The organism is Bradyrhizobium sp. SRL28, from assembly GCF_018596315.1.
In the GTDB taxonomy this organism is placed as follows: Bacteria; Pseudomonadota; Alphaproteobacteria; order Rhizobiales; family Xanthobacteraceae; genus Bradyrhizobium.
In genome coordinates this window covers 40970-65322 of sequence record NZ_JAHEAG010000031.1, presented here as the reverse complement: position 1 = coordinate 65322, position 24353 = coordinate 40970, and the positions used below count along the sequence as shown (strand labels likewise).

Sequence of the window (24353 nt, the reverse complement as noted above, 5' to 3'; positions counted from 1 at the left end):
GTCACCCCGACGATGTCCCGGGACGTTCCCTTTTGCGCCGGAGGCGGACATGCTCACAACCGGCGAGGCGCAGCGCTTCGTCGAGAGGCAGTCCCTGCCCTTAATCGATGACCTCGTTCGCCGACACCAAAAGTGCTTGCGGCACGATTAGCCCCAGCGCCCTCGCGGTCTGAAGGTTGACGACGAGATTTAAATTGTCTGATTGCTCGACGGGAATATCGGCCGGACTCGTTCCCTTGAGAATCTTGTCGACGGATATCGCGGCATACCGCCAAGTTTTCGTGATGTCCGGACCGTACGACAAAAAACCACCAGCTCGAGCGAAGCCGGGAAAACCATCGCAGGAATTTTTTGCTCTGCCGTCATCCGTGCGAATTCCGCAAGATGGAAAGTGAATATGGGCGACGGGAACAGTATGAGCGCCTCGACCCGCGCGCGACTCGCCGCCCGGAATGCGTCGGGGAGATCGTCAGGCCCATTCACCGCAATAGCGTAATGCTGCAACCCGAGTGACGGCAGCGCCGTCTGCATCGCCTGGAAGCTTGGTTCGAGCGCTTGCCTTATGCGCGCATCCCACAATACGCCCACGCGCGATAGGCTCGGCACCGCCTCTTTCAGCAAGGCCAGCTGTTTCGGAATCAGATCAGCATAGCGATCAACCAGTCCGGTGATGTTGCCGCCAGGGCGAGCGAGGCTGGAAACGAGGCCGTGCTGAACCGGGTCTTCGCCAATGCCTACGAATATAATCGGGATCGTCGTGGTCGCGTTTTTTGCAGCCAAGGCTCCGGGCAGCCCCCCACCAGTCATGATGACGTCGACCTTGGCCCGGACCAGATCGGCGGCAAGGTCGGCAAACTTCTCATATCTTCCTTCTGCCGAGCGGTACACGAAGCCGATGTTCCTGCCTTCGACATAGCCGCGTTCGTGCAGAGCCTGGCGAAATGGCGCGAACGACGAGGCGGCGTCCTGAGCGCTGCAACCACCGCACAGGATACCGACGGTATAGGTTTTTTCGGCCTGCTGCCCCGCCACGGGTTGCGCGGCTACCAGGCTGGCGAATGTAATGCTTAGCGCAGCGAGCCAACACCCAAAACCCGGCTTCATCGCGTCCTCCGCATATTCGTGGATCGCTGCGAATGATCTCGAATGCGTGCAGTACCGCGCGGCGAACATAGTACGCCCAATCATGTGATGACGACAAGGTCGAAGCGTCGATTAACCAGCAGCGAGCATCGTTGGGTTGCCTAGCTCCATCGCGCCGTACGGGGAGGCGCGGATCTGGCGCTCGGTCCGCTCAGGGTCAATCGCGTCACTTTGGCCGTCGGCCGACTACTTCCGGCCTTCCCCTGTAAACGGACGTCGTCAGCCAGTGAGCATGTGCCAACACCCGACCATTGCTTGTTCACTCAATTACCTTATCGGCGCTAGCGACGAGCGCGGGAGGTACGGAAAGCCCCAGCTGCTTGGCTGTCTTGAGGTTGATGGACAACTCGAAGTTGGTCACTTGGTAGATCGGGATGTCGCCGGGCTTTGCTCCTCGGAGAATTGCGTCGATGTTATTGGCGGCGCGCTTATGCAACTCGATCAGATCGAAGGAATAGGCCATTAAGCCCCCGGCTTCGACGGGTTCAACATTCGTAAAAATCGCGGGAAGCTTCGCTTCGCCGACCAACTTAGCGATCAAAGTGCCCTTTTGATGGGTCTCGGGCGAATCGACGACCATGACCGCATTTGCACCCTCGCGAGAGATGCTCTCGATCGCCGCGCGATAGTCTGCTTCGCTGGCACCAAATTCCACTAAAGACACCGCGAGAGGGAGGCCTGCCGTTTCGGCAGCTGTGCGGAAAGCGCCTGCGCTCGGCCCATTCCATCCGAATCGAAGAGCGAGACAGCCAAGTTTCGACATCGTCGGAACCAGCTCGCGCAACAGTGCAATCCGTTTTCCATGAATGGACAGACCGGCGTCGATGCTGGCTCCCGTGAAATTGCCGCCCGGGTGAGCCAGACTTTCGGCGAGCCCTTGCTTAACGGGGTCGCTAGTTATCACTACGATCGGAATACGCGATGTTAGCTTTTTGAAGATGACTGCGCCAGGGCCAACGACGTGGATGACATCCGGGTTGCTCCGAACGATTTCCGTCGCCAGGGCTTCGGGGCCGGACGCATTTTGCTCTCGGCCGTAACTTTCGACCTTGAGGTTGTGTCCCTCGATCCATCCCAACCGCCGAAGCTCGGCGAAAAAGGCTCGGTACTTTTTGCTGTCGGTGTGCTCATGCAAGTCCGCGCTTGGCTCTGATGGGCTGAAGATAGCAAGACGCTTGCTATTGACGCTCTGCTGTGCCGCCGCAGCGAGCGGCCATGCCACCGCCGCACCGCCAAAAAGACTGATGAAGTCGCGTCGTCTCATGCAGCCCTCCAAGGAGGCTCAGACCACGCTAAATCCAGGTTGAAGCATACCACATCGCGGCATAGGAGTCCGGGGATTTGGAGGCGCAAGATGTCGAGCTTGGCAACCCGCTATTCTGCGTTGCGCCATGCCCGCTAAGGGGCACGAGCGGTAATGCTCCGACTGACCCTAAGATTTCTGCTTGGCCGTCAGAAGCCGACCATCTACGCCTTTATGAGTATGCGCCCTAGCTATATCGCGTCACGCTACTTCATCTTCAAGCGAGCCCTGATCAATCCTGGTCAGCGGCTTCTTGAGACTGGTCCTGGGAATAGCGTTTATCACGCGGGCCATGGCGAGAACAGACACGTCACCATAATCCTCGCCAGATGTTCTCGCCGCGTGCCCTTGGATAGCGTCTACGACTCTGTGATCAATTCCAAGATTTCGGCTGATTGTCTTGAAGCGATGCCGCCATGCATGGTTGGGCTGAACGCGTTCGTCAGTCACGATCGTTCGAACAAAATCTAAGACACGCTTATAGCTTCCTTTCGCAAACAGCGGGCCACTATCGGACTGTTCAACAAAGCGAAGCAGGCCCAAATCGATCAAGTGCGGATGTACTGGTACCAGTCTAAACGCGCCCGACTTGATGCTTCCGGCCAGTGGATTGAGATCGAAAATATGATGCCCGGAATCTTTGCGAACATCTTCCTTTCGCAGCTGTAAGGCCTCGCTGATGCGACAGCCGGTATAAGCAGCTATGAGTGGAGTCCAGCGTTTGGCAGCAGCAGTCCTGGGGTCCTCCTTCGGCTTTCGCTCGTATGCAAGGCAAGCTTTGAATATCTCTTTGGCTTCCTGGTCCGTGAAACCCTTCGAACGAGTCCGAATTTTCTTTTCCGATTTGACCTTGATTGCATCGGCCGGATTCTTGGTCAGCTTTCGATTGTCTACCGCCCAGCCGAACACAGACTTGATCCCAGGGAGATCGCCATCCTTCAAGGTCTTGGCACTCACCACTTTGAGACGGGCGTTTTTGAACGCAAGCATGTCCTCTTCAGTCACGCGGCCGGCATCATCATGCCCAAGGTGTTTGATCAGCCTGTCTAACGCACCCTTATAGGTGCCATGAGTATTCTGGGAGCGGCCGGTGACCTTCGCTTCTTTCCACCAAAGATCAAATAATCCGGTGATGGTCTGCTTTGGTTTGACTGCCGCGACAGATTCAATTGGCGGAAACCGTTGAGCCTTCGGGTCTGGAGAGTAGTCGCCTTGAGCATTGCGGCGCAGCTGCCACGCGGCATCCAATGATGCCGCACCGACTAGTTTCAGGAAGTGGGCCCGATTGTCAGGGGCAAGGTGAATGCGGTGTCGGATCAAAACCCAATCCGCCAAAAGCCCAAACCGTCCTTCTAGCCCGTCGTGCTGACCGACCGGCAATGCATCAATCGCAGCTGTCAAATCGCCGTTCCCGAACAGAACAAGCGCTGCATCGCTATCATCAACCTTGAGCGTAGCTGGTGGCGCGTCCTTTATGCGACCTTCAAGGATGGCTCGTGAGAGACCTTTGTGCCATGCCCATCTACTCGGGTCTCCGGGATTGTCTTCGTGGACCCAGACATAGGTGTGATAAACCGCGCCGGCCAACGCGACCATGTCGCGATGGGACAACGTGATTTGTGCGCCTGCGGTGAGATCGAAAAGGCGCTGCAGGTGTTCAAGCGCGTCTGCGTGGCGCGCGGCGGCTATCGTTTCGTCATTGGTCTCAAGACTGAACGCAACGTCTACGCCAATGGTTACGATCTTGATGCAGGCCGGTTCAGTCCGACGCGACAAGTGCAGCAAGAGTTTCTTGCCACGCAACCGATCGACTAGCTTGGCTGGAACGCGGCAACGAAATTGAGGGACGGCTGATCGGGCTCGTTTGTCCATACGGCGTTTTAGGGAAACCATTGGTCTGTGTGGCACTCTTGTGTGGCACTCAGGACCGAATTTCCAATAAAATCAATGTTCCCAACAGAGTAGATGGTGCTGCCAGACAGGATTGAACTGTCCTACACTTGGGCTTTGTTGCATATCATTCGATGGACAAGTGCCGTTGCTAAACCAGTTCGCATGCCAGTCAAGGCGTTGGATTTGAGCTCGAAACTCGGGCAGGCGCGCCGGCGATGCCAGCCTTCTGACTGTATGTCTGAACCCAGACAAGTATTAAGCGCGTCCAATGGGCTCAAGCCTTGCGCGGGGTTCGCCCTGAACTGCCAGTAGTCGCCAAGGTTGGCCCCTGATCCAGATCCGATCAATTTCAATCGAACGCCATCCCGCAGGCAGGACTACGGATCCTTTGCACCAGTCCTGGGGATTGTCGGGCCCGGGCTGTATCTTTGGAAAACCCAGGATCAATCCTAACAAGAAGCCGCCGAGATTTGCAAAGAACGGCCCCGCTGGCGGTTGCTCAGGAAATACGTCTTTGCGGTATTCCAGCGTTTGCATAAATCTGCCGGTGCAGAAATCACCATAGCCTCGGTCCAGCATTTCTAAGGAAAGACGTCTATTGCCTGAACGGGCGGCCCAAACGCCATACAGAGCCGACAACATGGGACTGCCAAGGTAGCGTTTGGCGATTTTTAAATAGAACGCAAGGGTCGCTTGCTCTGTCTCGTCATCAAAACCGCCCCTGAGGGGGAAGATGCCCATCAGGGGATCGGGTGTCGCGGCCTTTTCTTCATCTACTCGGAATGCATCGTGTGAAATTACAACTTTACCTCGTTTTGGCACAATCAGCTTGCTTGCGATCTCAAGCCATGCGGGATCAACTGGCCGGTTCAGTCGCTTAGCAGCGGAAATAGCGTCAAGCAAAATGGTTCGTGCCGAAATATTTGTGAATATCGCGTTGTCGGAGGGCAATTTGCGCTCCGCGATCCCCATTGAGGCACGAATCTCATATTTCCCGCGCCGTTTGGTGACCCGGCTCTTGACCCATTCGGCTACGCCTGACAGCACAGGCCAAGCCTTATCCCGCAAGAACGCATCGTCGTCGGCTACGTCTGCGCAAAGCGCAAATGCGCGGGCGATATCAAGTGAAGCATGATCTTCGCGCCAAGCTGCCGAACCAGGCATCGGCGCGGCCTCTTCTCCGGTCGATGGCGCACTTTCCCAAGGAAATTGGAGGCCGCGCCGTCCCATGAGACGTGCATTGTTACGCGCGGACTCCAGATTGCGTACGCGGTCGTCTAGGATACCTTGAGCCGCGTGGGGCTGCAGGAAAATCAACGGCGGAACACAGAAGGTCTCGATGTCCCACATCACATGACCGAAATAGTAATGGTAGTCATGCCAGGTTGCCAAGCCGAACATAGATGTCGAAGCGGGAGATGAGGGGTGGGTAGACGATATCAGATAGTAGAACGCGGCGTCCGCCATGGCTTGCCAGCGCTTCTCGGCGCCGACCAACCGAATTCGGCTCTTCCATAATTCGGCCCAGCAAGCCCGATTGCTTTTCCGAACTGCATCAAAGCCGATGTCGGCCGCCATAGCGATCAGTCTTGCAGCCTGGTAATCTGGCTGATTATGGAGCGCGCTAGGAACCAAACTCACTAGCTGACGAAGTTTATATTGACGCCCGCGGCGAGCCCGCAATGCATACTCGCTCATTAGTCCATCGCCGTCCAATGGCGGGCGTTGCGGCTTTACACCAGCTCCAACTAACTCGGTCGCGTAAGCCAGCCCGCATGTCGAAATCGCTCCGGCGCTTTCCCAAAGCAGCGACCCGTCGCTGGAAGGTTTTGCTTCTCCGGGTGTGTCGCGATTGTATCGCAGCGCGCGCCCTTCTATTCCGGACAGATCTATCCTGGCGCGAACTTTAAGGTCCGAGGCGGCATCGACATCAATGGCGATCTCTTGGCAGACCACCGTGGGCTGCTCTCGGCTGCAGAATGACATCACGACGATTTTTGCTTGGCGGCCTCCCACCTTAAAATTCAATCGGGTGGTCAATTCGGCGGTCGAAAAATCGTAGGCCTGGTCGATGACGCGAACGCATTGAGGGGTGTCCGACATCCATACTCCCTCTAGGCAGATGTCACCAGCGACCGGATAGGGAGCGAATGCGGCAGCCTCGATTTTTCTTTCTGGATGCTCACCGGAGAACCCGCTGAGCAGGGCCATGCCAGGAGTCAGTGGGTTGTCGCGAACCTTCAGGCCGACGACGCCATTCGACATATAGGCCGGCAACTCGGTGCCCGCGCTTCCGACGACTGGCGGGGGACTAATAGGACCGTCCATGGCAGCTACCTCCAGGCAGCGCAACGCGTGGCGAGGTGCGGCGTTCCAACGTCTTGGAGGGGAGGTAGTGAGACGACCTCATCAACGTAGGAACACTGGATTTAACGGCGCGTTGCTAACCCAAGACAATCAAAGCGTGTGAAGGAGGGTTTGACGATGCCAGGAGAAAGCACGAAGTGGTGGCAGACCGGGATCATTTATCAGATCTATCCCCGCTCATTTCAGGACAGCAATCACGACGGCGTAGGAGACCTTCGGGGGATCATACACCGACTGCCCTATCTGACAGAATTGGGCGTCGATGCCATCTGGTTGTCTCCAATTTTTATGTCGCCCATGGCCGACTTCGGCTACGACATAGCAAATTACACCGATGTTGATCCACTGTTCGGGAATTTGGCCGACCTCGATAGCCTCATAGGCGAAGCCCATCGCCATCAGCTCAAGCTCATTCTAGACCTAGTTCCCAATCACACATCGGACCAACATCACTGGTTTGTTGAAAGCAAAGCAACCCGCAATAGCCCGAAACGCGATTGGTTTATCTGGCGTGATCCGGCTCCAGACGGGGGGCCGCCAACTAATTGGCTTTCAGAATTTGGAGGAAGCGCGTGGGAATTCGATCCGCACACTAATCAGTACTATTGCCATACGTTTCTCTCCGCACAGCCCGACTTAAACTGGCGCAATCCTGCCGTTCGCAACGCCATCCACGATGTGATGCGTTTTTGGCTCCAACGCGGCGTCGATGGCTTTCGCGTAGATGCCGTCTGGTATCTTATCAAAGACGACCAGTTTCGCGACAATCCCCTCAATAACGAATTCCGCCCGGGCGGGCTCCCCCGCGATGCACTGATCCCACTTTATACGGCGGACTTACCCGAGGTTCATGATGCGATTAGCGGTATGCGACGAGTTTTAGACGAATTTCCCGATCGGGTTTTGCTTGGTGAAATCTATCTCCCGATCGAGCGGCTCGTCGCGTACTACGGCCGCGATCTAAAGGGCGTACACTTTCCCTATAACTTTGCACTCCTCACGGCCAAATGGGAAGCCCGCTCACTCGCAAGTCTGATCGATGAGTATGAGGCCGCTCTCCCGCTGGGAGGATGGCCGAATTGGGTTCTGGGCAACCACGACCGACCGCGCCTCGCAACCCGAATAGGGTCTGACCAAGCGCGCGTGGCCGCAATGCTTCTGATGACGTTGCGAGGAACACCGACCCTTTACTACGGTGACGAGATCGGCCTGCAGCAGACGGTGATTTTGCCGGATCAGGTTAGGGACCCGTTCGAAAAAAACGTTCCAGGCATCGGTGTTGGTCGCGACGGATGCCGTACCCCGATGCAATGGGATGGCACGAAATCGGCCGGGTTTTCGGAAGCCGAACCCTGGCTGCCAGTGGCCAACAACTTTCGTGATGAAAATGTGGACGTTTTCCGCAAGGATAAAGGATCACTCTATTGGCTTTATCGTCGGCTGATCGAATTCCGGCGCAAACACGTTGCTCTCACAGAGGGATCGTACAAGCCTTTGAAGGCCAGCGGCGATCTGCTGCTTTTCTGTCGTGAGCTGCGGGACGAGCGATTGTTGATAGCCCTGAACATGGGACCTGAGCCTATCGCGGTCTCATTTCCTGATAAAAGATTGTCTGGGCGCGTCCTTCTATCTTCGTTTTTAGACCGCGAGGGGGAAGAGGTGTTGGCCAGTATCGCTTTACGCGGCAACGAAGGGTTGCTCATGAAAATGGATGTCGGAAGCGCTCGATAATAGGAACATTAAGCAACATTGAACGTTGGGTGCGTTGCCGGACATCAGGTTTTAGCTCAAGGTGAAACGAAGATGAGGATCGCTCAGATTGCGCCGCTTATGGAGAGCGTGCCCCCAAAGCTCTACGGAGGGACTGAGCGGATCGTCTCCTACCTTACGGAAGAATTGGTCAAACTAGGTCACGATGTTACGCTATTCGCCAGCGGCGATTCTGTAACCTCGGCGAAACTCGTAAGCTGCGTTCCGACAGCTCTGCGGCTGGACCCTAAAGTCTGTGATGTCATTCCCTACTATATGCTCATGCTCGACCGGGTGCGGCGCCAGTCGCAACAATTCGATATCCTTCATTTCCATATAGACTATTTGCACCTCCCACTGTTCCGGGACATGTCCTCGCGAGTCCTGACCACTCTTCACGGCCGGCAGGACCTCCCTGATAATAAGCCGATTTACATTGGTTTTGATGAAATGCGTTTGATTTCCATTTCGGATAGCCAACGAACACCGATTTCAATCGCAAACTTTGCCAAGACGATTTACCACGGGCTCCCTGGCACAGATCTTAAGCTAACCCTGCGACCCCAAGGGGGCTATCTTGCGTTTCTTGGTCGCATTGCTCCGGAGAAGGGTCCAGAAACCGCTATTCAGATCGCACGATCCGCCGGTATCCCACTAAAAATAGCGGCGAAAATCGATCGAGTGGACGAACAATACTTTCGCGAACGAATCGCTCCATTGCTGGATCAACCGGGCATCGAATTCGTTGGCGAAATCAACGAACATCAGAAAGCGGAATTTCTGGGTCAGGCCTCAGGTTTGCTGTTTCCGATTCATTGGCCGGAGCCATTTGGCCTGGTGATGATAGAGGCAATGGCATGCGGCACGCCGGTTCTCGCTTTCAATCGAGGCTCGGTGTCGGAGATCATCGAGGACGGCAGGACGGGTATCGTGGTCCAGTCGAAGGACGAAGCGATCAGAAAGTTACCCCATCTTCTGGCTTTGGACCGCCGGGGAATCCGGCACGAGTTCGAGCGGCGTTTTTCGGCTCAACGAATGGCCCATGATCACATTGGACTGTATCAAGAGCTGATAAGAGGTGAGCGCGAGTGTCTCGTTCAAAGCGCTTTTCAAAGTGATGCTCGCGTAGATGTCGAGCAAGCTGATCAGTCGAGGTCTACCATTCAATGACCAAGGTGTGTGGCGCCGATCGTCGACCTGTCGCCTGGGCAACGGTCAAGGCGGATATATCAGATGGTCCAAAAACCACCTTGGAAGAAAGCTAATCCGCTGAAAAAGGCGGGTAAGAAATCGAAAAAGCTATCGCCCGCGCTCAAAGCCGCCGCTAAAAGGTCGGCAAAAAATGCCGGGCGGCGGTATCCGAGTTTGGTCGAAAATATGCGCGCCGGCCCGCAAAAATAAAACGAGGAAGCGTTGAACGAGGTTCTAGGCATTGCGGACCAACCACGCCGGCACGGCGCGTGCATTACCCCGAACGGCGTCGTCTTCAATCTCTGGGCGCCCACGGCCCGGTCCGTCGAATTGCTGAAACGCGGTCAGGTGCCGCGGCGCATGCCGAAGGACGCGGACGGCTGGTATCAAACGCTCAGTGCGACCGCACATGTCGGCACACGCTACCAATTTCGTATCAATGGCGATCTGATTGTTCCCGATCCGGCGTCGCGCTTTCAGCCGGACGATGTCGGAGAGCCCAGCGAGGTTGTCGACACCGCTGCTCTGCGGGACCCCGTTCTCTTTGTCGGCCGCCCGTGGCCTGAAGCGGTCATTTACGAGCTGCATGCGGCACTTTCTCACCCGAAGGTACCTATGCTGGCGTCGAGAAAAAGCTCCCCTACCTGAAAGAGCACCGCGATCGAACTGATGCCCTCAACGATGTGCCAGGGCGGCGCAACTGGGGTTACGACGGCGTGCTTTTGAACGCGCCAAATGCGCCGTATGGACGGCCCGAAGACCTCAAGCGGCTTCTGCGCTGCGCGCATGAGCAAGATGATCTATCTTGACGTCGTTTATAACCATTTCGGGCCACAACTGAATTACTTACACAGTTATGCCGAGCCCTTCTTTACCGACCGGCATTCGACGGGATGGGGACCGGCAGTCAATCTTGAAGGCAATCATGGCGGGTTCGTGCGTCAATTCTTGCTCGACAACGCCCTCACGTGGATCAGGGATTACGGCTTTGACGGGCTACGGTTCGATGCCGTCCATGCGCTGAAAGACGATTCCGAGAAACATTTTCTCCTCGAACTTGCCGATACGATACGCACGCGACTTGTGGGCCGGCATGTGCACCTAATGCTCGAGAACGAAGCCAATCAGTCCCATTTGCTGGAACGCAAGACTGGTCGCGCATGCCTTTACAATGCGCAATGGGGTGATGACTTCCACAACGCCCTGCATGTGTTGCTGACGGGCGAGAAAGAAGGCTACTACCGTGCCTTTGCCGACAAGCCGCTGGATCATTTGGCCCGCAGTCTCACCGAAAGCTTTGCTTATCAGGACGAAGTCTTTCCTTTGCACAACAAACCACGCGGCGCCAAGAGCGCGCATCTGCCGCCGGACGCCGCCATCTTTTTCGCCCAAAACCATGATCAGGTCGGCAATCGCGCGCATGGTGAACGGCTTTCGACTCTTGTGAGCACTGAAAAACTACGGCAGGCGATGGCGCTTGTTTTGTTGAACCCTCACATACCGATGCTATTTATGGGCGAAGAGGCTGCCGCTGAGACGCCATTTCTGTTTTTCTGCGATTGGCAGGGCGAGGCCGCCCAACTTACCCGCGACGGCCGTCGCAAAGAATTCGCAGAATTCAAGGCCTTTTCGACGCCAGAGATGCGCGACGAAATCCCCGATCCCAAGACGAGAGGACATTTCTCTCCTCGAAACTCGATTGGGATCGAATCCAGCATGCGCCGCGCAGCCGCGAATTCCGCGCGCTCACGCATGAGTTGCTCGCAATACGGCATCTCCAAGTGGTGCCACTTATCAAGGAGGGGTTTGCTCGTGCCCACGCCGAAACGTTCGGACGCTCGCGCACGGCCATGGAAAGTATCAACGTCATCTGGCATACGCAAGAAGAGAACAGCCTTCAGATCATCAGCAGCTTTGCCGATAATTCTGTACCCTTGCCTAAAATCGAGGGCAACGTCATCTGGAATTCGGAGCGCGTTCCGGTGATAGCGTCACTCCGGCCGCACCAGATCGTGGTCGCTATTGGCGACGGCAAACCGCAGCCGTAACTCGTTACGCGACCGCCCTTGTTTGGGCGGATGAGCCTTACGCGCACGGGGGGCGCCAGTTGCTCGCCTCCGCGTGGAACAGGCGTCCTGAAGGATACACGGAAGATCCGCCCCTTGAGCGACACGCATCCCACCGATGTTCAAACAAACAGCCCGATGGGCCGAGCGCCGCCACACCAAAGCATTGAAATCGACATGCGGCGTTCATCGAACCAGGAAACGGTCGGCACGACAAAGCTCTGAGCCTAGTTGTCTATGGCAGTTTCTAAGCCCTAAGGCCCGCCAAGGGCTTTTCTTCGTCATCAACGAGGCCTGCAATTTCGAAAGTGCATATGGCGTCCCGAGGGCGATAAATGAACAGCCGACGGATGCAGTCAAGCTGCCCGTTTAAGCTTCGCTTGTCTTGCTATCGCCTCTAGCGGCGGGCGTTCGCCGTCGCAGTAATCGGACCACGCCTTTGACTTCTTGAGAAGCTGGGACACGGTCTGGATAGTGTATTGCATGGGGTCGAGGCCGTGCTTGACCTGGGACCATGTGATCGGCATCGAGACCGGCGCATGCGGGCGTGCCCGGGGGGAGAGTGGCGCCACCGCTGTCGAAAATTGATCGTTTCGCAAATAATCCAGAAATATCTTCCCCGTTCGTTTTGCCTTGCTCATGTTGATCAGATACCGGTCCGGACTTTCGCTCGCCATCTGGCTGCAAACGTCGCGGGCAAACTGCTTCGCGTCGGCCCAGGTCAGTCTTTGTCCCTTTTTAGGGGGCGCGAGCGGTGTCACGACGTGCAATCCTTTGCCGCCGGTCGTCTTGCAGAAGGACACAAGGCCGAGATCGGTAAGGCGATCGCGCATTTCCTTTGCAGCGTCGATGACGACCTCGAAATCGACATCGGGCGCCGGGTCGAGATCGAACACCAGGCGGCCGGGAAGTGCGGGATCGCCGGGCTGGTTGTTCCAGGGATGCAGCTCGACGCCGGCACTTTGAGCTACGGCTGCCAGACCCTCAATTCGATCAATTTGCACATAGGGTTTGCGGTCGCCAGAGACGGATACTTCGTCAAGTAGGTTTGAGCCGCCCTTCATCGAGTGACGCTGAAAAAAGCGCTGTCCGCCGATGCCATCAGGCGCGCGGATTATTGAACAGGGACGGCCCTTGAGATGCTCCATCATCCACCCGCCGACGCTCTCGAAGTACTTGGCAAGGTCCAGTTTGGTGAGCGCCCCGTGTCCCTCGTCAGGCCACAGGATCTTATCCGGCCGACTTAGAGGAACTCCCATGACGACCCCGCCATTGGAGGCGTCGGACGACTCCCTTACGAATCTGGCGCGGCGCGCAGGAGCAGGCTTTGCGATGTCGATCCTATCGGCTGGCGCGGGCGTCTCTGCTTCGACCTCCTTCGCAGGCTTGTCCCGGCGAAGGCCCTTGAAGGCGGCCTGCCGGATCATGCCTGCTCCGGTGAAGCCGGCAAACTCGATCTCAGCCACCAGTTCGGGCTTCAACCAATGCATTCCGGCCTTCTTGCGAGGTGCATCCTTGCCACCAAACGGATTCGTCTCCGATGCAGCGGCCTTGAGCTTCGGCATCAGATTCGCGACCTTCTCGCCACCGTAGCCGGTTCCGACATTGCCGACGTAGACGAGGTGGTCGCCGCGATACACGCCGGCCATCAGCGATTTGAACTGGCTGCCATTGCTGTTCCAACCTCCGATGACCACCTCGTGTCCAGCGCGACACTTGGCCTTGATCCAGGAGTCGGTCCGTCCGGGAGCATAACGGGCGGATGTTAGCTTTGAGACGATCCCTTCCAGTGACATCCGGCAAGCGGATTTGAGGACCGCTTCACCGCCGCTCTCGAAATGCTCGACGTAGCGGATTTCGGTCTGGTCTTTTCCGTAAGCCTTTTCGATCAGCTTCTTTAGAGCCAGCTTACGATCGGCAAGACTCTCTTGCCGCAAGTCCTGACCCTTGAGAAACAGAAAATCGAAGGCGAAATAGATCAGGTCATCGGTTTTCCCATCAGACAGGGCGGCCTGGAGGCCGGCGAAATCAGGGGAGCCGCGGCGGTCGAGAGCGACGATTTCTCCATCCACGATGCAGTCAGGCAGCTTGCTGGCGGCCATTGCTATTGCGCCAAATTTGGCCGTCCAGTCGAGTCCCTTGCGGGTCTTCAATGTCACCTCACCGCTCTCCACTCGCATCTGAATGCGGTATCCATCAAATTTGATCTCGTGGACCCATTCGCTCCCGGCCGGCGGCCGGTCTACCGACGTACATAACTGAGGGGCGATAAAAGGGGGCATCTTTGGATCGGAAGCTGTCTGCCCTTTTTTGGAAGCCTTTTTCCCGGGAGAGCGACTGCTTCGGACCGCTACCGGGCGAGACCGTTTCTTCGCCGCAGGTGTGCGCGCGGCAGCGCGATGTGACTTCGTTTCGGCTTTTGCAGGCGCTCGGGTCTTCTTCGCCGTGACGAAAGGCTTCGGGCCCCGACCTTTGCCCGCCGTGATTTCGTCCATCGATCGGCCAGAGGCCACCGAGGTATCCTCATCCAAAAGCTTGTTCTTTTTTCCTTCCCGGGCGAACTCATCGCGATGCTTGATCAGAAGCCAATTAATGCGCTTTTCTTCTCGCTTGCGCATCCGGGTCAAAATCCAGCCGCCATGAAGCTTCTCACCCTCCAAGGTAAAGTCCAGCTTGCCTTTCCGATAGGCGCGCTCCGGATCTTTGCAATTCCAATGGCCGCGATCCCAGACCATCACGGTGCCGCCGCCGTATTGGCCTTTGGGGATCGTGCCTTCAAAGTCACCGTAATCCAGCGGATGATCTTCGACTTCGACCGCGAGGCGCTTGTCGTGGGGGTCGAGGGAAGGGCCCTTGGTGACGGCCCATGATTTGAAGACCCCGTCAAGTTCGAGCCTCAAGTCGTAATGCAGGTGCGACGCTGCATGCTTTTGGACGACGAAGCGGAGGCTCTTTGAAGCCTTAACTTTCGTGTCCCCGCCGGGCTCGGCCGTTTTGGAGAAATCGCGTTTGGCGCGGTACTTTGCGAGCAGCTTTCTGACCATTAACGCACCGTCAACATTAGATCCTGACGGAACTGAAAGATCCCGGTCCGGTTAAAGTTCCAACTGCAACGGAGATCGAAAATGGCGCCTCGTGCCTATTGGAAGGGTTCGCTAAAGCTTTCGCTCGTGACTTGTCCGATCGCGCTCTATCCCGCCTCAACTCAGGCGGAAAGAACGCATTTCCACCAAATCAATACCAAGACGGGCCATCGGCTGAGGCAGCAGATGGTGGACGAACAAACCGGTCGGGTCGTCGACAAGGACCATAAGGGCAGAGGGTACGAACTCTCGAAAGGAAAGTATGTCGAGATCGAGGAGGAAGAGCTGGACGCCGTGAAGCTCGAGAGCACTCACACCATCGAAATCGACGATTTCGTTCCCGCCGAAGATATCGACGAGCGGTACCTGGACAAGCCGTACTACATCGTCCCCAATGGCAAAGCGGGCGCGGATGCGTTCGTGGTCATTCGCGACGCCATGAAGCGAAAGGACAAGGTTGCGCTTGCGCGCGTGGTGCTTTCGAACAGGGAACATGTCATCGCACTGAAGCCGCTTGGCAAAGGATTATTGGGAACGACCTTGCGTTATCCCTACGAGTTAAGGGATGAGGATGATTACTTCGACGACATTCCCAATCCGCGCGTGTCGAAGGACATGATCGATCTAGCTTCTCACATCCTCGATAAGAAGGCTTCGAAATTCGACCCAGACAAATTCAAGGACAAGTATGAAGCGGCGCTGAAGGCCCTGGTCAAGCGCAAGGCTGCAGGCAAGACGATCGAAGTCCCGGAGGAAAATGCAGAGGAAAGCAACGTCATCGATCTGATGGATGCGTTGAAACAGAGCTTGGGACGCAAGAAAGCTGCCACTCCCTCTGCAAAAGGAAAGAAGCGGGCCCCGGCGCGCCTTAGTCGCAAGCGGAAAGCGGCGTGAAGAAAAACCGCGTACATAGCGAGGCGATGGAGGCGCGCTCCGTCGACGCCATCCCCTCAGGCAAGGAGTGGCAGTACGAGCCAAAATGGGATGGATTCCGTTGCCTCCTGACGCGGGATTCCGGCGCCATATCCATGTATTCTAAGTCGGGCCAGGATCTGGCGCGATATTTTCCGGAACTAGTTGCCGCGGCATTGACCTTGCGCGAAAAAAGCTTTGTCCTCGATGGCGAAATCGTCGTTCCCGTAGATGGGCGACTTTCGTTCGACGACCTGCTGCAGCGCATTCATCCCGCGGCGAGCCGCGTAAAAAAACTGGCCGAGCAAACTCCGGTGCTTTTTCTCGCGTTCGATTTGTTGAAGAAAGGAAAGACCGAGCTTGCAACCCAGCCCCTGAGCAAGCGGCGGCCGCAACTCGAGCAGTTTGCCACCCGTCACTTTTCCAGCAAGGACCTTTTTCGTCTATCCCCGGCCAGCCTGAGTCTGAAAGACGCAGAACGCTGGCTTACGTCCGCAGGTGGCGGAAGCGACGGCGTCATCGCGAAACGCCTCGATCTTCCGTATCAAGCCGGTAACCGTGATGGGATGCAGAAGATAAAGCGGTACCAAAGCGCGGACTGCGTGATCGGCGGTTTTCGCTACGGGGAAAACCTTCAAGTCGGCCGCAAGGTCGTGGGATCGGTCCTCCTCGGATTATATGATGCCGACGGCTTGCTTCATCACGTGGGCTTTTCTTCAGGCATCAAGGCCAAGGACAAGCTGGCCCTCACGGAAAAGCTCGAGGCCATAAAAAATGATCGGAGTTTTACGGGTAATGCCCCGGGGGGGCCCAGCCGATGGTCGACAAACCGATCGTCCGAATGGCAGCCGGTGAAGCCGAAATACGTGGTCGAAGTTTCTTATGATCATTTCACCGGGGGGCGTTTCCGCCATGGCACATCGATCCTGAGGTGGCGACCGGACAAGAAACCTCGTCAATGTACCTTTGAGCAGGTTGATCAGAAGATAGATCGCCGGCTCATGGCAGCCGTTGATATTTAACTCCGCTATTGAGCGGTAGACACCTGCGATAGCACCTCGTCGCTTTGGAGAAGAACAAGAGGGAGTGTTGGTTTTGGGGCAAGTCGGCTGCATAGCGACGCACAAGCGCCCTGATCCGTCTAAGGCAACTTCTCCCAGATCAATCGTCTCGCTCGTTCTCAAGGCGCAGCGGGATGTCGACGTCGCCCCGGTCCCCCTACACTTGGACTTCGCCTTCCTCTTCACCGTCCCAGTAGGTGATCCGATTCGCCTTGACCTTAATGAGCACGATGTTAGGCGTGTCGACGCCTTTGTCGAACCAGCGATCTAGGTCGCTTGTCCAGTGCGCTCTGAATGTAGCCTTATCGCGGATGAGTTCGGCGCTGCCTTCGATCGCCACGTAAATCGCATCCGAAAAGATCCCGCCTTCACCGGTAAATCCGAGAGCAACTTTAGGGTTGGCCTGAATATCGGCAACGGTTCGGGCTTGCTCATACGTGAAATAATACGACGTGCCGTCATATTCAACATCGCCGTTGTTACTCATCGGCCTGTTGGCAATCTGACCGCCTTCGGTGTGCGTAGATAGAAAACCGCGATGTCGATCCCAGCCATTCTCTTGTGGTGCATGGACGTGGCCCTCCGTTCTTAACGATGGCAAGCGGACGAGCACAGCAAGTGTTCCGAGGATTCTTGGTCGCTGCCCGGTTCAGCGCTGTCCGAAGCAAGGTTAGGAGCCGGACTAGTCGTTCTACTGCGCTCCCACTGCCAGTCCGGCAATATATCGCTTGTCCAATGTGCCAGGGAGGACGATTGCGTGAGTCCCCGACTGCCTCTGATCGCCAAGACGGCGTTTCGCTGGCCTGCCGGCCTCCCGCTTCGATCTTGCGTGTTGAGGCGGTCAGCTGTTGCCTCGGCACCGGCTCGCCCAACCCGCCGACGTCTCGGCCAGGGAATAGTCCGACGCGGCGCGGTTTGGGAAATTGGCGGCCAAGGTCCGCAGTTCTTGCCTCGTGATGGGCATCCAGCAATATCGTGGGCGAGACGTCAGCAAGGCTCGGGCACGCGACTGAAAGGCCATTCCAACCCAGCTCGCCAGCCGATTAAGAATCGGCGGCTTTCTTTCCCGCCGAGTCTTTCTCCCAGCCGAATACCGATCTGCCATCCAGCGCGGGAGAGGCCGCGCGCTCAACAGCAATAAAGGACTGCAATGACGGCCCCTCCGCGAAGCGCTCAAGGCGGCGCGCCTGGGTGTCGAGCCGCTTCAGCGCCTGCATCTCCTCGTCTCGTCCGAGCCCGGCTTTCTGTACAGCCGACTTCATCACGCGGATGGTTTCATCGTAAACTTTGAGTGGAACGGGGTAGGGGTGGCGATCTTTCCCGCCATGCGCCAGCGAGAAGCGCGCAGGATCCCGGAAGCGGTAGGGAGCTCCGTGCACGACCTCGGCCACCATGGCGAGCGATCGGACCGTGCGCGCGCCGACGCCAGGCGTCAGGAGAAGTTCCGGGAAATCCACCGGGCCGCGCTCCGCCGCTGCTGCGAGCGCGCCATGGAGCCGGCGCGTGAAGACGTCGCTGGACCGCACGTCGTGGTGTGCGGGCATAACGAGGTGCGGGAGCAAGGCCTGGGCCGGCGCCTCGTCCGAAAGGGCCGAAAGCTCGGAAACGATACGGTCCGGACCCAAGCCGGTGAGCAACTCCAACTGGGCTGAGCGCGAGGTCTCGGCGCGCTTGTCCGTAAGGTTCACGATCTCGCCCTGCACAGGCCCGTCGATCGCACTGTGCGGTTCGTCTACGAAGCTCTTCAGATCTTCGGAATGCCAATGGTACCGGCGCGCCTGCTTGTTGTCGCCGTTCATGCCCTGCTGCACGACCGTCCACTTGCCGTTGTCGGTGACGAAGAATCCGTGCAGATAGAGATCGAAGCCGTCTTGGACCGCGGCGCTGTCGACCTTGGCGACGAGGCGGCTCGCGCGGGTAAGCTTGGCGCCGTCGAAACCGACGCGTTCGCCTAGTAGACGCAATTCGTCTGGCGTCTTGCGTGAATGCCGGCCTCGGCCCCCACAGACGTAAATGCCAAGTTCCCCTGAGAGCGGTTGCAACCCGCGCTTGAGGGCGCCGATAACGCTGGTGGTAATGCCGGACGAGTGCCAATCCATGCCCATTACCGCACCGAAGGCCTGGAACCAGAATGGATGAGATAGCCTCCGAAGGAACTCGTCTCGGCCGTAGTGATGGACGATCGCCTGCGTGATGACGGCACCTAGCGCAGACATGCGCGTCGCGAGCCAGGGCGGCACACGTCCACCGTGCAGAGGAAGAATTGCCGTCCCGGAGCGTCTTGTCATCGAATCGCGTCCAGGTTCGCCCCAACTCTATACAGAGTTCGACGGTCAGGTGAGACTTGCCAAGCGGCGTGTTACCGCTTTGCAAGCATTTGCTTCAACTTCAGGGCATCGATCGGCGCGGCGCTCTTCTGGTCGTTGTCGAAGAAAACAAACACGTCGCACCCTTGCGCTTTCCATGACCTGATACGCTGGGCCCACCCCGCCAGGGCATCTGTTGAGTAGTGTCCCTTGTATCGTCCGCCGGGACCATGGCCTCGAACATAGACGAAGTCCGCTGTCCGCCTCCAGGGTGCCGGCGCGTCATGATGGTCGGAGATGCATAGCGAGATGTTGTTCTCCGACAGGAGGCGCATGATTCGTGGCGAATACCAACTGGGATGGCGAAATTCGAAGCTGTAACGTCTTTTCGGCGAAAGCATTCGGAGAAAAGCGGAAAGGCGGTCTGCATCGGCTTGAAAAAGTTGGGTGGCAATTGAAATAGGACCGAGCCGACTTTGTGACCAAGCAACGACAGGCGATTTTCCATCAATTCGAGGCTGTTGGCCGAGTTTGCAGAGAGCCGCTTCCAATGGGTGATGAACTTTGAAGCCTTCCACGCGAACACGAAGTTCTTGCCGGTCTGCTCCTTCCAGCTTCTGACCGCATCGGGCGTCGGTGTGCGGTAGAAAACGCCATTTAATTCGGCGGTTTGAAACTGGCTGGCGTAATATTGGAGCTGTGCTCTTATGGGAAGACCGGCGGGATAGAAGGGCCCTCGCCACGAATCATAATGCCACCCGGACGTGCCAATTAGAACGCGAGCCATGGCACATTCATCGCGCCCGCCCGATCAAACAATGCTTGGGATTCGGTGCCTCGAAGCAGTTCATGGTTTCATGACAACCTTGATGCATCCGTCCTGCTTGGCTCGGAACGTTTTGTATAGTTCAGGTCCTTCCTCAAGGGTCGCTCGATGGGTGATTACGAACGAGGGATCGATTTCGCCCTTCTCGATGCGCCCGAGTAGCTGGGGCAGGTAGTGCTGGACCGGTGTCTGGGCCATGCGGAATGTAAGGCCCCGGTTGATGGCCGACCCCATGGGAATCTTGTCCAACAGGCCGCCGTATACGCCGACGATCGAGACGGTCCCGAAGTTGCGGCAACAATGGATCGCCTGTCGCAGGACATGGGGACGGTCGGTTCCCATGAACGTCGCGACCTTGATGCGGTCGACGACGGCGTCGAAGCCAGAGCCAATGTCCGGCTCAGTTCCGACGGCGTCTATGCAGGCGTCCGCCCCGCGGCCATTGGTCATCTCCTGGATCCGGTCGTAGATATCCTCCTTCTTGAAGTCCAGCGTCACGGCGCCCGATTCCTGGGCCAGGGCGAGCCGCTCCGGAACGGTGTCGATGGCGATCACCCGTTCAGCCCGCAGCAGGAACGCGCTCTTGATCGCGAACTGCCCGACGGGTCCGCAGCCCCAGACCGCGACCGTCTCGCCGCCCTTCAGATTACAGAAATCGGCAGCCATGAAGCCTGTCGGAAAGATGTCCGACAGGAAAAGGACCTGTTCATCGCTGAGCCCTTGCGGGACCTTGATCGGGCCGACATCGGCATAGGGCACCCGGAGATACTCGGCCTGGCCGCCGGCGTAGCCGCCCAGCATGTGAGAATAGCCGAAGAGTCCCGCCGGGGAGTGCCCCCAGAGTTTTTCGGCCACCTTGTGATTGGATTTGAGCGCTCGCAGCCGGAGAAGAAGCCTTTTTTGCAGAAGAAGCATTCTCCGCAGGAGATCGTAAATGGAACCACGACGCGGTCGCCGACCTTAAGCTTCTTGTTTTCCGAACCGACTTCGACGACTTCGCCCATGGTCTCGTGACCCAGGACGTCGCCCTTTTCCATCGTGGGCATGACGCCATCGAACAGATGCAGATCCGAGCCGCAGATGGCGCAGGCGGTGACCTTGATGATGGCGTCGCGCCCGTGCTCGATCTTGGGATCCGGTACCGTGTCACACCGAATGTCGTTCTTGCCGTGCCAGGTCAGCGCTCTCATTCCAAAATCTCCATGCCGCAAGCTGTGCTGGGACAAACTCTGGAAAGAAAATCGGTTCCTCAAGTCCGCGGAACGACAATGGAAAGCCGGGGTTGGGATGAACAACGACACCAAAGGAGATTGCTATGTCTGCTATCCGACCTTTTGCGATCGTCACCGGGGCATCAACCGGCATTGGATTTGAACTGGCGAAGCGCTGTGCAAAGTAAGGCTACGACCTTCTGATCGCGGCGGACGAACCTGAGATCGAAAAGGCGGCGGCTTCGCTACGTACCGATGACGGGAAAGTGGAAGCTCTGGAGGCGGATCTCGCGACGATTGAGGGCGTCGACAAGCTCTATGCGGCAGCGAGCGGGCGTCAGGTCGACGCACTATTGGCAAATGCCGGGCGCGGTCTTGGCCAGGCATTCCTGGACCAGGATTTTGAAAAGGCGCGGCGGGTCGTCGATACCAATATCACCGGCACGATCTACCTGATCCACAAGGTAGGTAACGATATGCGTCGCCGGAATACGGGAAGGATTCTGATCGTGGGATCAATCGCGGGCTTTATACCCGGCAGTTTTCAGGCGGTTTATAACGGGACCAAGGCCTTTCTCAATTCGTTCTCATTTGCGCTGCGTGACGAACTCAAGGACACCAAGGTGACGGTGAGCTGTCTCATGCCCGGCGCAACCGAGACGGAATTCTTCCGCCGGGCCGAAATGATGGATACCGCAGTCGGGACCGCAGAAAAAGATGATCCCGCCGAGGTCGCGAACAACGGTTTCGATGCCATGATAAAGGGCGAGGGCGACGTGGTTAGCGGGTTCAAGAATAAAGTTCAGTCCGCCGCGGCCAATGTAACGCCGGCCAGCGTTCTGGCCAGCCAGCAATCGCAAGAAGGCCGAGCCGGGTACCGCAAAGCAATGATGGATCTGTCTCTTGTATATAGGCCTCCCTTGATTTCTGGTGACCGTTCGCACGAAAATCGCGGGGCCGCTCGGCGCCGGCGGCCGGTTTCATCAGCAGTACTTTCCTCGACGGTCGTCAGTTAGCTATCGGCTGCCAAAATCGGACGCGTGGCCGCTGTTGTCTGGATGTCCGTTGCCGCCATACCCGCGCGCGCGACTGGGCCTTAACCGCCGAACCCTCGATCGGGGCGGTGGCCGTCGGCATCGCACTTCTCCTAGCGTTATCATTTGTTCGTCTGGCGGCTTTTTGCTGGCCGGGCGAAGTTGACTGTTGGGATAACACTGGCACGGCGGTGGTAGTTGCAAAAGCGACGGTCAGAGCGAGAATAGAAATTCGCACGAGCATGCCTCCTTGGTTCACGCCCACACAACGCGCCAAACATTGATGGCTTCCCGGTTAAGGCGGTACCGGCGCCGATTGCCCGTTTTACTCGCGATTTCTTGTATGCCTTAGCAACCGCTGGAGGTGCGGGTCGTTTAGTCACGAACTAGGAGTACTTCCATGTGGCAAACTCAAGGACAAGTTGGTCGGAAAGACCAAGCAGGCCGTCGCCGAGATTATAGGGGATAGGAAATTGAACGAGCAGGGTAAGGAACAGGCCAGAACTATTGAGCCTACAAATAGTGAGCCTCCCGGGAAGCCAATCGGAAATTTGAACAAACTCACCTGACCCGACCTGACCTAGCTTGCCAACGGTCGAGTAGAATGTGACCATTCACGCCTTGGCCTTAAGGGCTCGAAGAACAGATAAAGGCGAGGAAATCGTCCAAAGCGGGATTGAAGCCGAACACGGCCAGCCGCCAAACCGGGGCCGTCGCCATTAAAACCAGTACGACGAAGACGGACCACACGAACATCGGTGGTACCGTCATCGGGCGGCCCTTTGGCGTACCAAGCCTTCAGGGTCGCCCTCGCGTTGTCCCTGCCGCAGCAAAATCCATCCGATGATAAGCATCAATATGCCCCACAAGATGAAGCCGGCATCAAAGTAAAACCGGTAGGCTGGATCGACAATTTCGTTTACGTGGTGAATGCCAAGCAAGTGGTGATCGACGAGACCCTCGACAACATTGAAGCCGCCGAAGCCAATTAGGATACTTCCTGCTAGGAGTTTGCTCGACCAATACAGATGAAAGCGCTGGGCCGTGCGCCATAGGATAAAAAGCCCCGCTACTACGAATAGATAAGTAGCGCTGTGGAAAATGCCGTCCCAAAACGTGTTGAGCTCATAATTCTGGATGGAATTCATCGGGTACCAGGTGCTCAGCATGTGATGCCAGCGAAGGACCTGATGAAAGATGATGCCGTCAAAAAATCCGCCCAGGCCCAAACCGAAAAGTATGCCAGCTGAAATTGGAAACTGCGCCCTCACTGCCCTTTCCATGTGCCACCCGTTTTCACAAGACGCCGACAAAAACGCCGCCAACGCTTGTTCTAACCACTGTTTAAGTACCCTGCACGCGAGCCCGAGCCGATGCCGCGGCGTCGGAACACCATCGACTACGCGTGTCGGGCGCGACATCACCGTCCAACCAGAGTGATTTGCTGGTTATGGAGCTATTTCCCAAACATCTGAGAACGCCCGCGAGACCGACAAAGTTCCCGCGTTCCGCTTTACGGTCGCCGGGAGGACGCGGCCCAGCATCTTCCGCAGGGCGGTCGCGTTTTTGGGGGCGTGGGCCTCGTTGTCGTTATTAAAATATATCCAGGCGCGCTTCGCTCCGCTTGCCTTAATCCTATCCGCCCATACTTCGAGCTCGTTTTTTGAGTAGTCGTGCCGATACCAGCATTTCGGGCCGTGCAGGCGGATATAAACTTCGTCGGCGGTTCGTATGAGTTCATCAGGCAGCCGCGGTCCGCTGCAGGAGCAAAAAATGATCCCAGCCTTCCGGAAGGCGCTGTAAACCTCCTCATTCCACCAACTGACGTGCCTGAATTCAACAACGTTGCGGCGCGCGAGATCAAGCTGGCTGACAATGTCATTGAGCCGGGTCCTATGAAGCGATAGCTCGGCGGAAGCTGAAAGAGAAAGCAGCCCATCCGGTCGCCCAGGATATCGGCGATTATCCCAAAGTCCTTCACGAGGGTCTTAGTGCCCTTGAACCTCTTGATATGGGTGATGAGTTCGCAAACCTTCACGGTATAAACGAACTTTTTCTTCCCCGGCTGACGGCGCCAGGCCTGAACGCCGGCGACTGTCGGCCAGGAGTAAAAGGATGCGTTGATTTCGACCTTGTCGAAGCGCTTCAGGTAATGCTCAAACCAATCGTTCTGCGGCACGCCGGCATAGAAAGAATCCCGCCATTTCC

Annotated in this window: 15 protein-coding genes and 5 pseudogenes; 8 read left to right on the top strand and 12 right to left on the bottom strand. The window is 57.0% G+C overall.

Features of this window, described 5'->3' with window-relative positions; genetic code table 11:
- Positions 1-100 precede the first annotated feature (100 nt).
- The 5 genes and pseudogenes from KIP88_RS48610 to KIP88_RS35405 all read right to left on the bottom strand — a co-directional run bounded on the left by KIP88_RS48610 (position 101) and on the right by KIP88_RS35405 (position 6616).
- On the bottom strand, positions 101-304 hold the full coding sequence (locus KIP88_RS48610; RefSeq protein WP_374226546.1) for an ABC transporter substrate binding protein: 204 nt from the start codon (positions 302-304) through the stop codon (positions 101-103).
- A 50-nt stretch (positions 305-354) separates the two neighbouring features.
- Positions 355-1104: pseudogene (locus KIP88_RS35420) on the bottom strand (ABC transporter substrate-binding protein); the annotation flags it as partial.
- 298 nt (positions 1105-1402) lie between these two features.
- Complete coding sequence (locus tag KIP88_RS35415) at positions 1403-2407, bottom strand: ABC transporter substrate-binding protein (protein WP_214492809.1); 1005 nt, start codon at positions 2405-2407, stop codon at positions 1403-1405.
- Between the two features lie 240 nt (positions 2408-2647).
- A complete protein-coding gene (locus tag KIP88_RS35410) occupies positions 2648-4249 on the bottom strand; it encodes a tyrosine-type recombinase/integrase (RefSeq protein ID WP_214492808.1) in 1602 nt (533 codons plus the stop codon).
- 345 nt (positions 4250-4594) lie between these two features.
- Positions 4595-6616: a hypothetical protein gene (locus tag KIP88_RS35405; RefSeq protein WP_214492807.1), complete on the bottom strand. Its 2022-nt coding sequence runs from the start codon at positions 6614-6616 to the stop codon at positions 4595-4597.
- Positions 6617-6823: 207 nt separating this feature from the next.
- Here KIP88_RS35405 and KIP88_RS35400 point away from each other — a divergent pair, with 207 nt between their 5' ends.
- The 5 genes from KIP88_RS35400 (at position 6824) to KIP88_RS35385 (ending at position 11632) form a co-directional block, all read left to right on the top strand.
- Positions 6824-8437 (top strand): alpha-amylase family glycosyl hydrolase, encoded by a 1614-nt coding sequence (locus KIP88_RS35400; RefSeq protein WP_214492806.1) that lies wholly within the window; start codon positions 6824-6826, stop codon positions 8435-8437.
- 72 nt (positions 8438-8509) lie between these two features.
- Positions 8510-9625 (top strand): glycosyltransferase family 4 protein, encoded by a 1116-nt coding sequence (locus KIP88_RS35395; RefSeq protein ID WP_214492805.1) that lies wholly within the window; start codon positions 8510-8512, stop codon positions 9623-9625.
- Positions 9626-9688: 63 nt separating this feature from the next.
- Positions 9689-9856, top strand: coding sequence for a hypothetical protein (locus tag KIP88_RS35390; RefSeq protein WP_214492804.1), 168 nt, complete (start codon positions 9689-9691; stop codon positions 9854-9856).
- A 12-nt stretch (positions 9857-9868) separates the two neighbouring features.
- A complete protein-coding gene (locus KIP88_RS46860; RefSeq protein ID WP_249791256.1) occupies positions 9869-10294 on the top strand; it encodes a hypothetical protein in 426 nt (141 codons plus the stop codon).
- A gap of 87 nt (positions 10295-10381) precedes the next feature.
- Complete coding sequence (locus tag KIP88_RS35385) at positions 10382-11632, top strand: hypothetical protein (protein WP_249791255.1); 1251 nt, start codon at positions 10382-10384, stop codon at positions 11630-11632.
- 436 nt (positions 11633-12068) lie between these two features.
- Here the strand turns inward: KIP88_RS35385 and ligD are convergent, their stop codons facing one another.
- Positions 12069-14756 (bottom strand): DNA ligase D, encoded by a 2688-nt coding sequence (ligD, locus tag KIP88_RS35380; RefSeq protein ID WP_214492803.1) that lies wholly within the window; start codon positions 14754-14756, stop codon positions 12069-12071.
- A gap of 81 nt (positions 14757-14837) precedes the next feature.
- Here ligD and KIP88_RS35375 point away from each other — a divergent pair, with 81 nt between their 5' ends.
- Both KIP88_RS35375 and KIP88_RS35370 read left to right on the top strand, forming a co-directional pair.
- Positions 14838-15689, top strand: a complete 852-nt coding sequence (locus KIP88_RS35375; protein ID WP_214492802.1) for a Ku protein — start codon at positions 14838-14840, stop codon at positions 15687-15689.
- Between the two features lie 26 nt (positions 15690-15715).
- Positions 15716-16729, top strand: a complete 1014-nt coding sequence (locus tag KIP88_RS35370) for an ATP-dependent DNA ligase (protein ID WP_214492831.1) — start codon at positions 15716-15718, stop codon at positions 16727-16729.
- Between the two features lie 196 nt (positions 16730-16925).
- Here the strand turns inward: KIP88_RS35370 and KIP88_RS35365 are convergent, their stop codons facing one another.
- The 4 genes and pseudogenes from KIP88_RS35365 to KIP88_RS35350 all read right to left on the bottom strand — a co-directional run bounded on the left by KIP88_RS35365 (position 16926) and on the right by KIP88_RS35350 (position 21090).
- Positions 16926-17381 carry a pyridoxamine 5'-phosphate oxidase family protein gene (locus KIP88_RS35365; protein ID WP_308163709.1) on the bottom strand — a complete coding sequence of 152 codons (456 nt, stop codon included), beginning with the start codon at positions 17379-17381 and terminating at the stop codon, positions 16926-16928.
- 430 nt (positions 17382-17811) lie between these two features.
- The gene (locus tag KIP88_RS35360; RefSeq protein ID WP_214492801.1) at positions 17812-19056 is read right to left on the bottom strand and encodes a DUF763 domain-containing protein; all 1245 of its coding nucleotides are present in this window, start codon (positions 19054-19056) and stop codon (positions 17812-17814) included.
- Positions 19057-19127: 71 nt separating this feature from the next.
- Positions 19128-19783 (bottom strand): annotated as a pseudogene (locus KIP88_RS35355) (DUF72 domain-containing protein).
- A gap of 138 nt (positions 19784-19921) precedes the next feature.
- Positions 19922-21090 (bottom strand): annotated as a pseudogene (locus KIP88_RS35350) (zinc-dependent alcohol dehydrogenase).
- Between the two features lie 125 nt (positions 21091-21215).
- Here KIP88_RS35350 and KIP88_RS35345 point away from each other — a divergent pair.
- A pseudogene (locus KIP88_RS35345) lies at positions 21216-22002 on the top strand (SDR family NAD(P)-dependent oxidoreductase).
- 910 nt (positions 22003-22912) lie between these two features.
- Here KIP88_RS35345 and KIP88_RS35340 read toward each other — a convergent pair.
- Both KIP88_RS35340 and KIP88_RS35335 read right to left on the bottom strand, forming a co-directional pair.
- Positions 22913-23428 carry a DUF2243 domain-containing protein gene (locus KIP88_RS35340; RefSeq protein ID WP_214492800.1) on the bottom strand — a complete coding sequence of 172 codons (516 nt, stop codon included), beginning with the start codon at positions 23426-23428 and terminating at the stop codon, positions 22913-22915.
- 165 nt (positions 23429-23593) lie between these two features.
- Positions 23594-24324 (bottom strand): annotated as a pseudogene (locus KIP88_RS35335) (DUF72 domain-containing protein).
- Between the last annotated feature and the right edge of the window lie 29 nt (positions 24325-24353).

Excerpts from the sequence above, each read along its gene's own strand:
- KIP88_RS35395 (WP_214492805.1), top strand. The coding sequence starts at position 8,510 with ATGAGGATCGCTCAGATTGCGCCGCTTATGGAGAGCGTGCCCCCAAAG.
- KIP88_RS35370 (WP_214492831.1), top strand. The coding sequence starts at position 15,716 with ATGGAGGCGCGCTCCGTCGACGCCATCCCCTCAGGCAAGGAGTGGCAG.
- KIP88_RS35390 (WP_214492804.1), top strand. The coding sequence starts at position 9,689 with ATGGTCCAAAAACCACCTTGGAAGAAAGCTAATCCGCTGAAAAAGGCG.
- KIP88_RS35360 (WP_214492801.1), bottom strand. The coding sequence starts at position 19,056 with ATGACAAGACGCTCCGGGACGGCAATTCTTCCTCTGCACGGTGGACGT.
- KIP88_RS35375 (WP_214492802.1), top strand. The coding sequence starts at position 14,838 with ATGGCGCCTCGTGCCTATTGGAAGGGTTCGCTAAAGCTTTCGCTCGTG.
- KIP88_RS35385 (WP_249791255.1), top strand. The coding sequence starts at position 10,382 with ATGCGCCGTATGGACGGCCCGAAGACCTCAAGCGGCTTCTGCGCTGCG.
- KIP88_RS35340 (WP_214492800.1), bottom strand. The coding sequence starts at position 23,428 with ATGGAAAGGGCAGTGAGGGCGCAGTTTCCAATTTCAGCTGGCATACTT.
- ligD (WP_214492803.1), bottom strand. The coding sequence starts at position 14,756 with ATGGTCAGAAAGCTGCTCGCAAAGTACCGCGCCAAACGCGATTTCTCC.
- KIP88_RS35400 (WP_214492806.1), top strand. The coding sequence starts at position 6,824 with ATGCCAGGAGAAAGCACGAAGTGGTGGCAGACCGGGATCATTTATCAG.
- KIP88_RS35415 (WP_214492809.1), bottom strand. The coding sequence starts at position 2,407 with ATGAGACGACGCGACTTCATCAGTCTTTTTGGCGGTGCGGCGGTGGCA.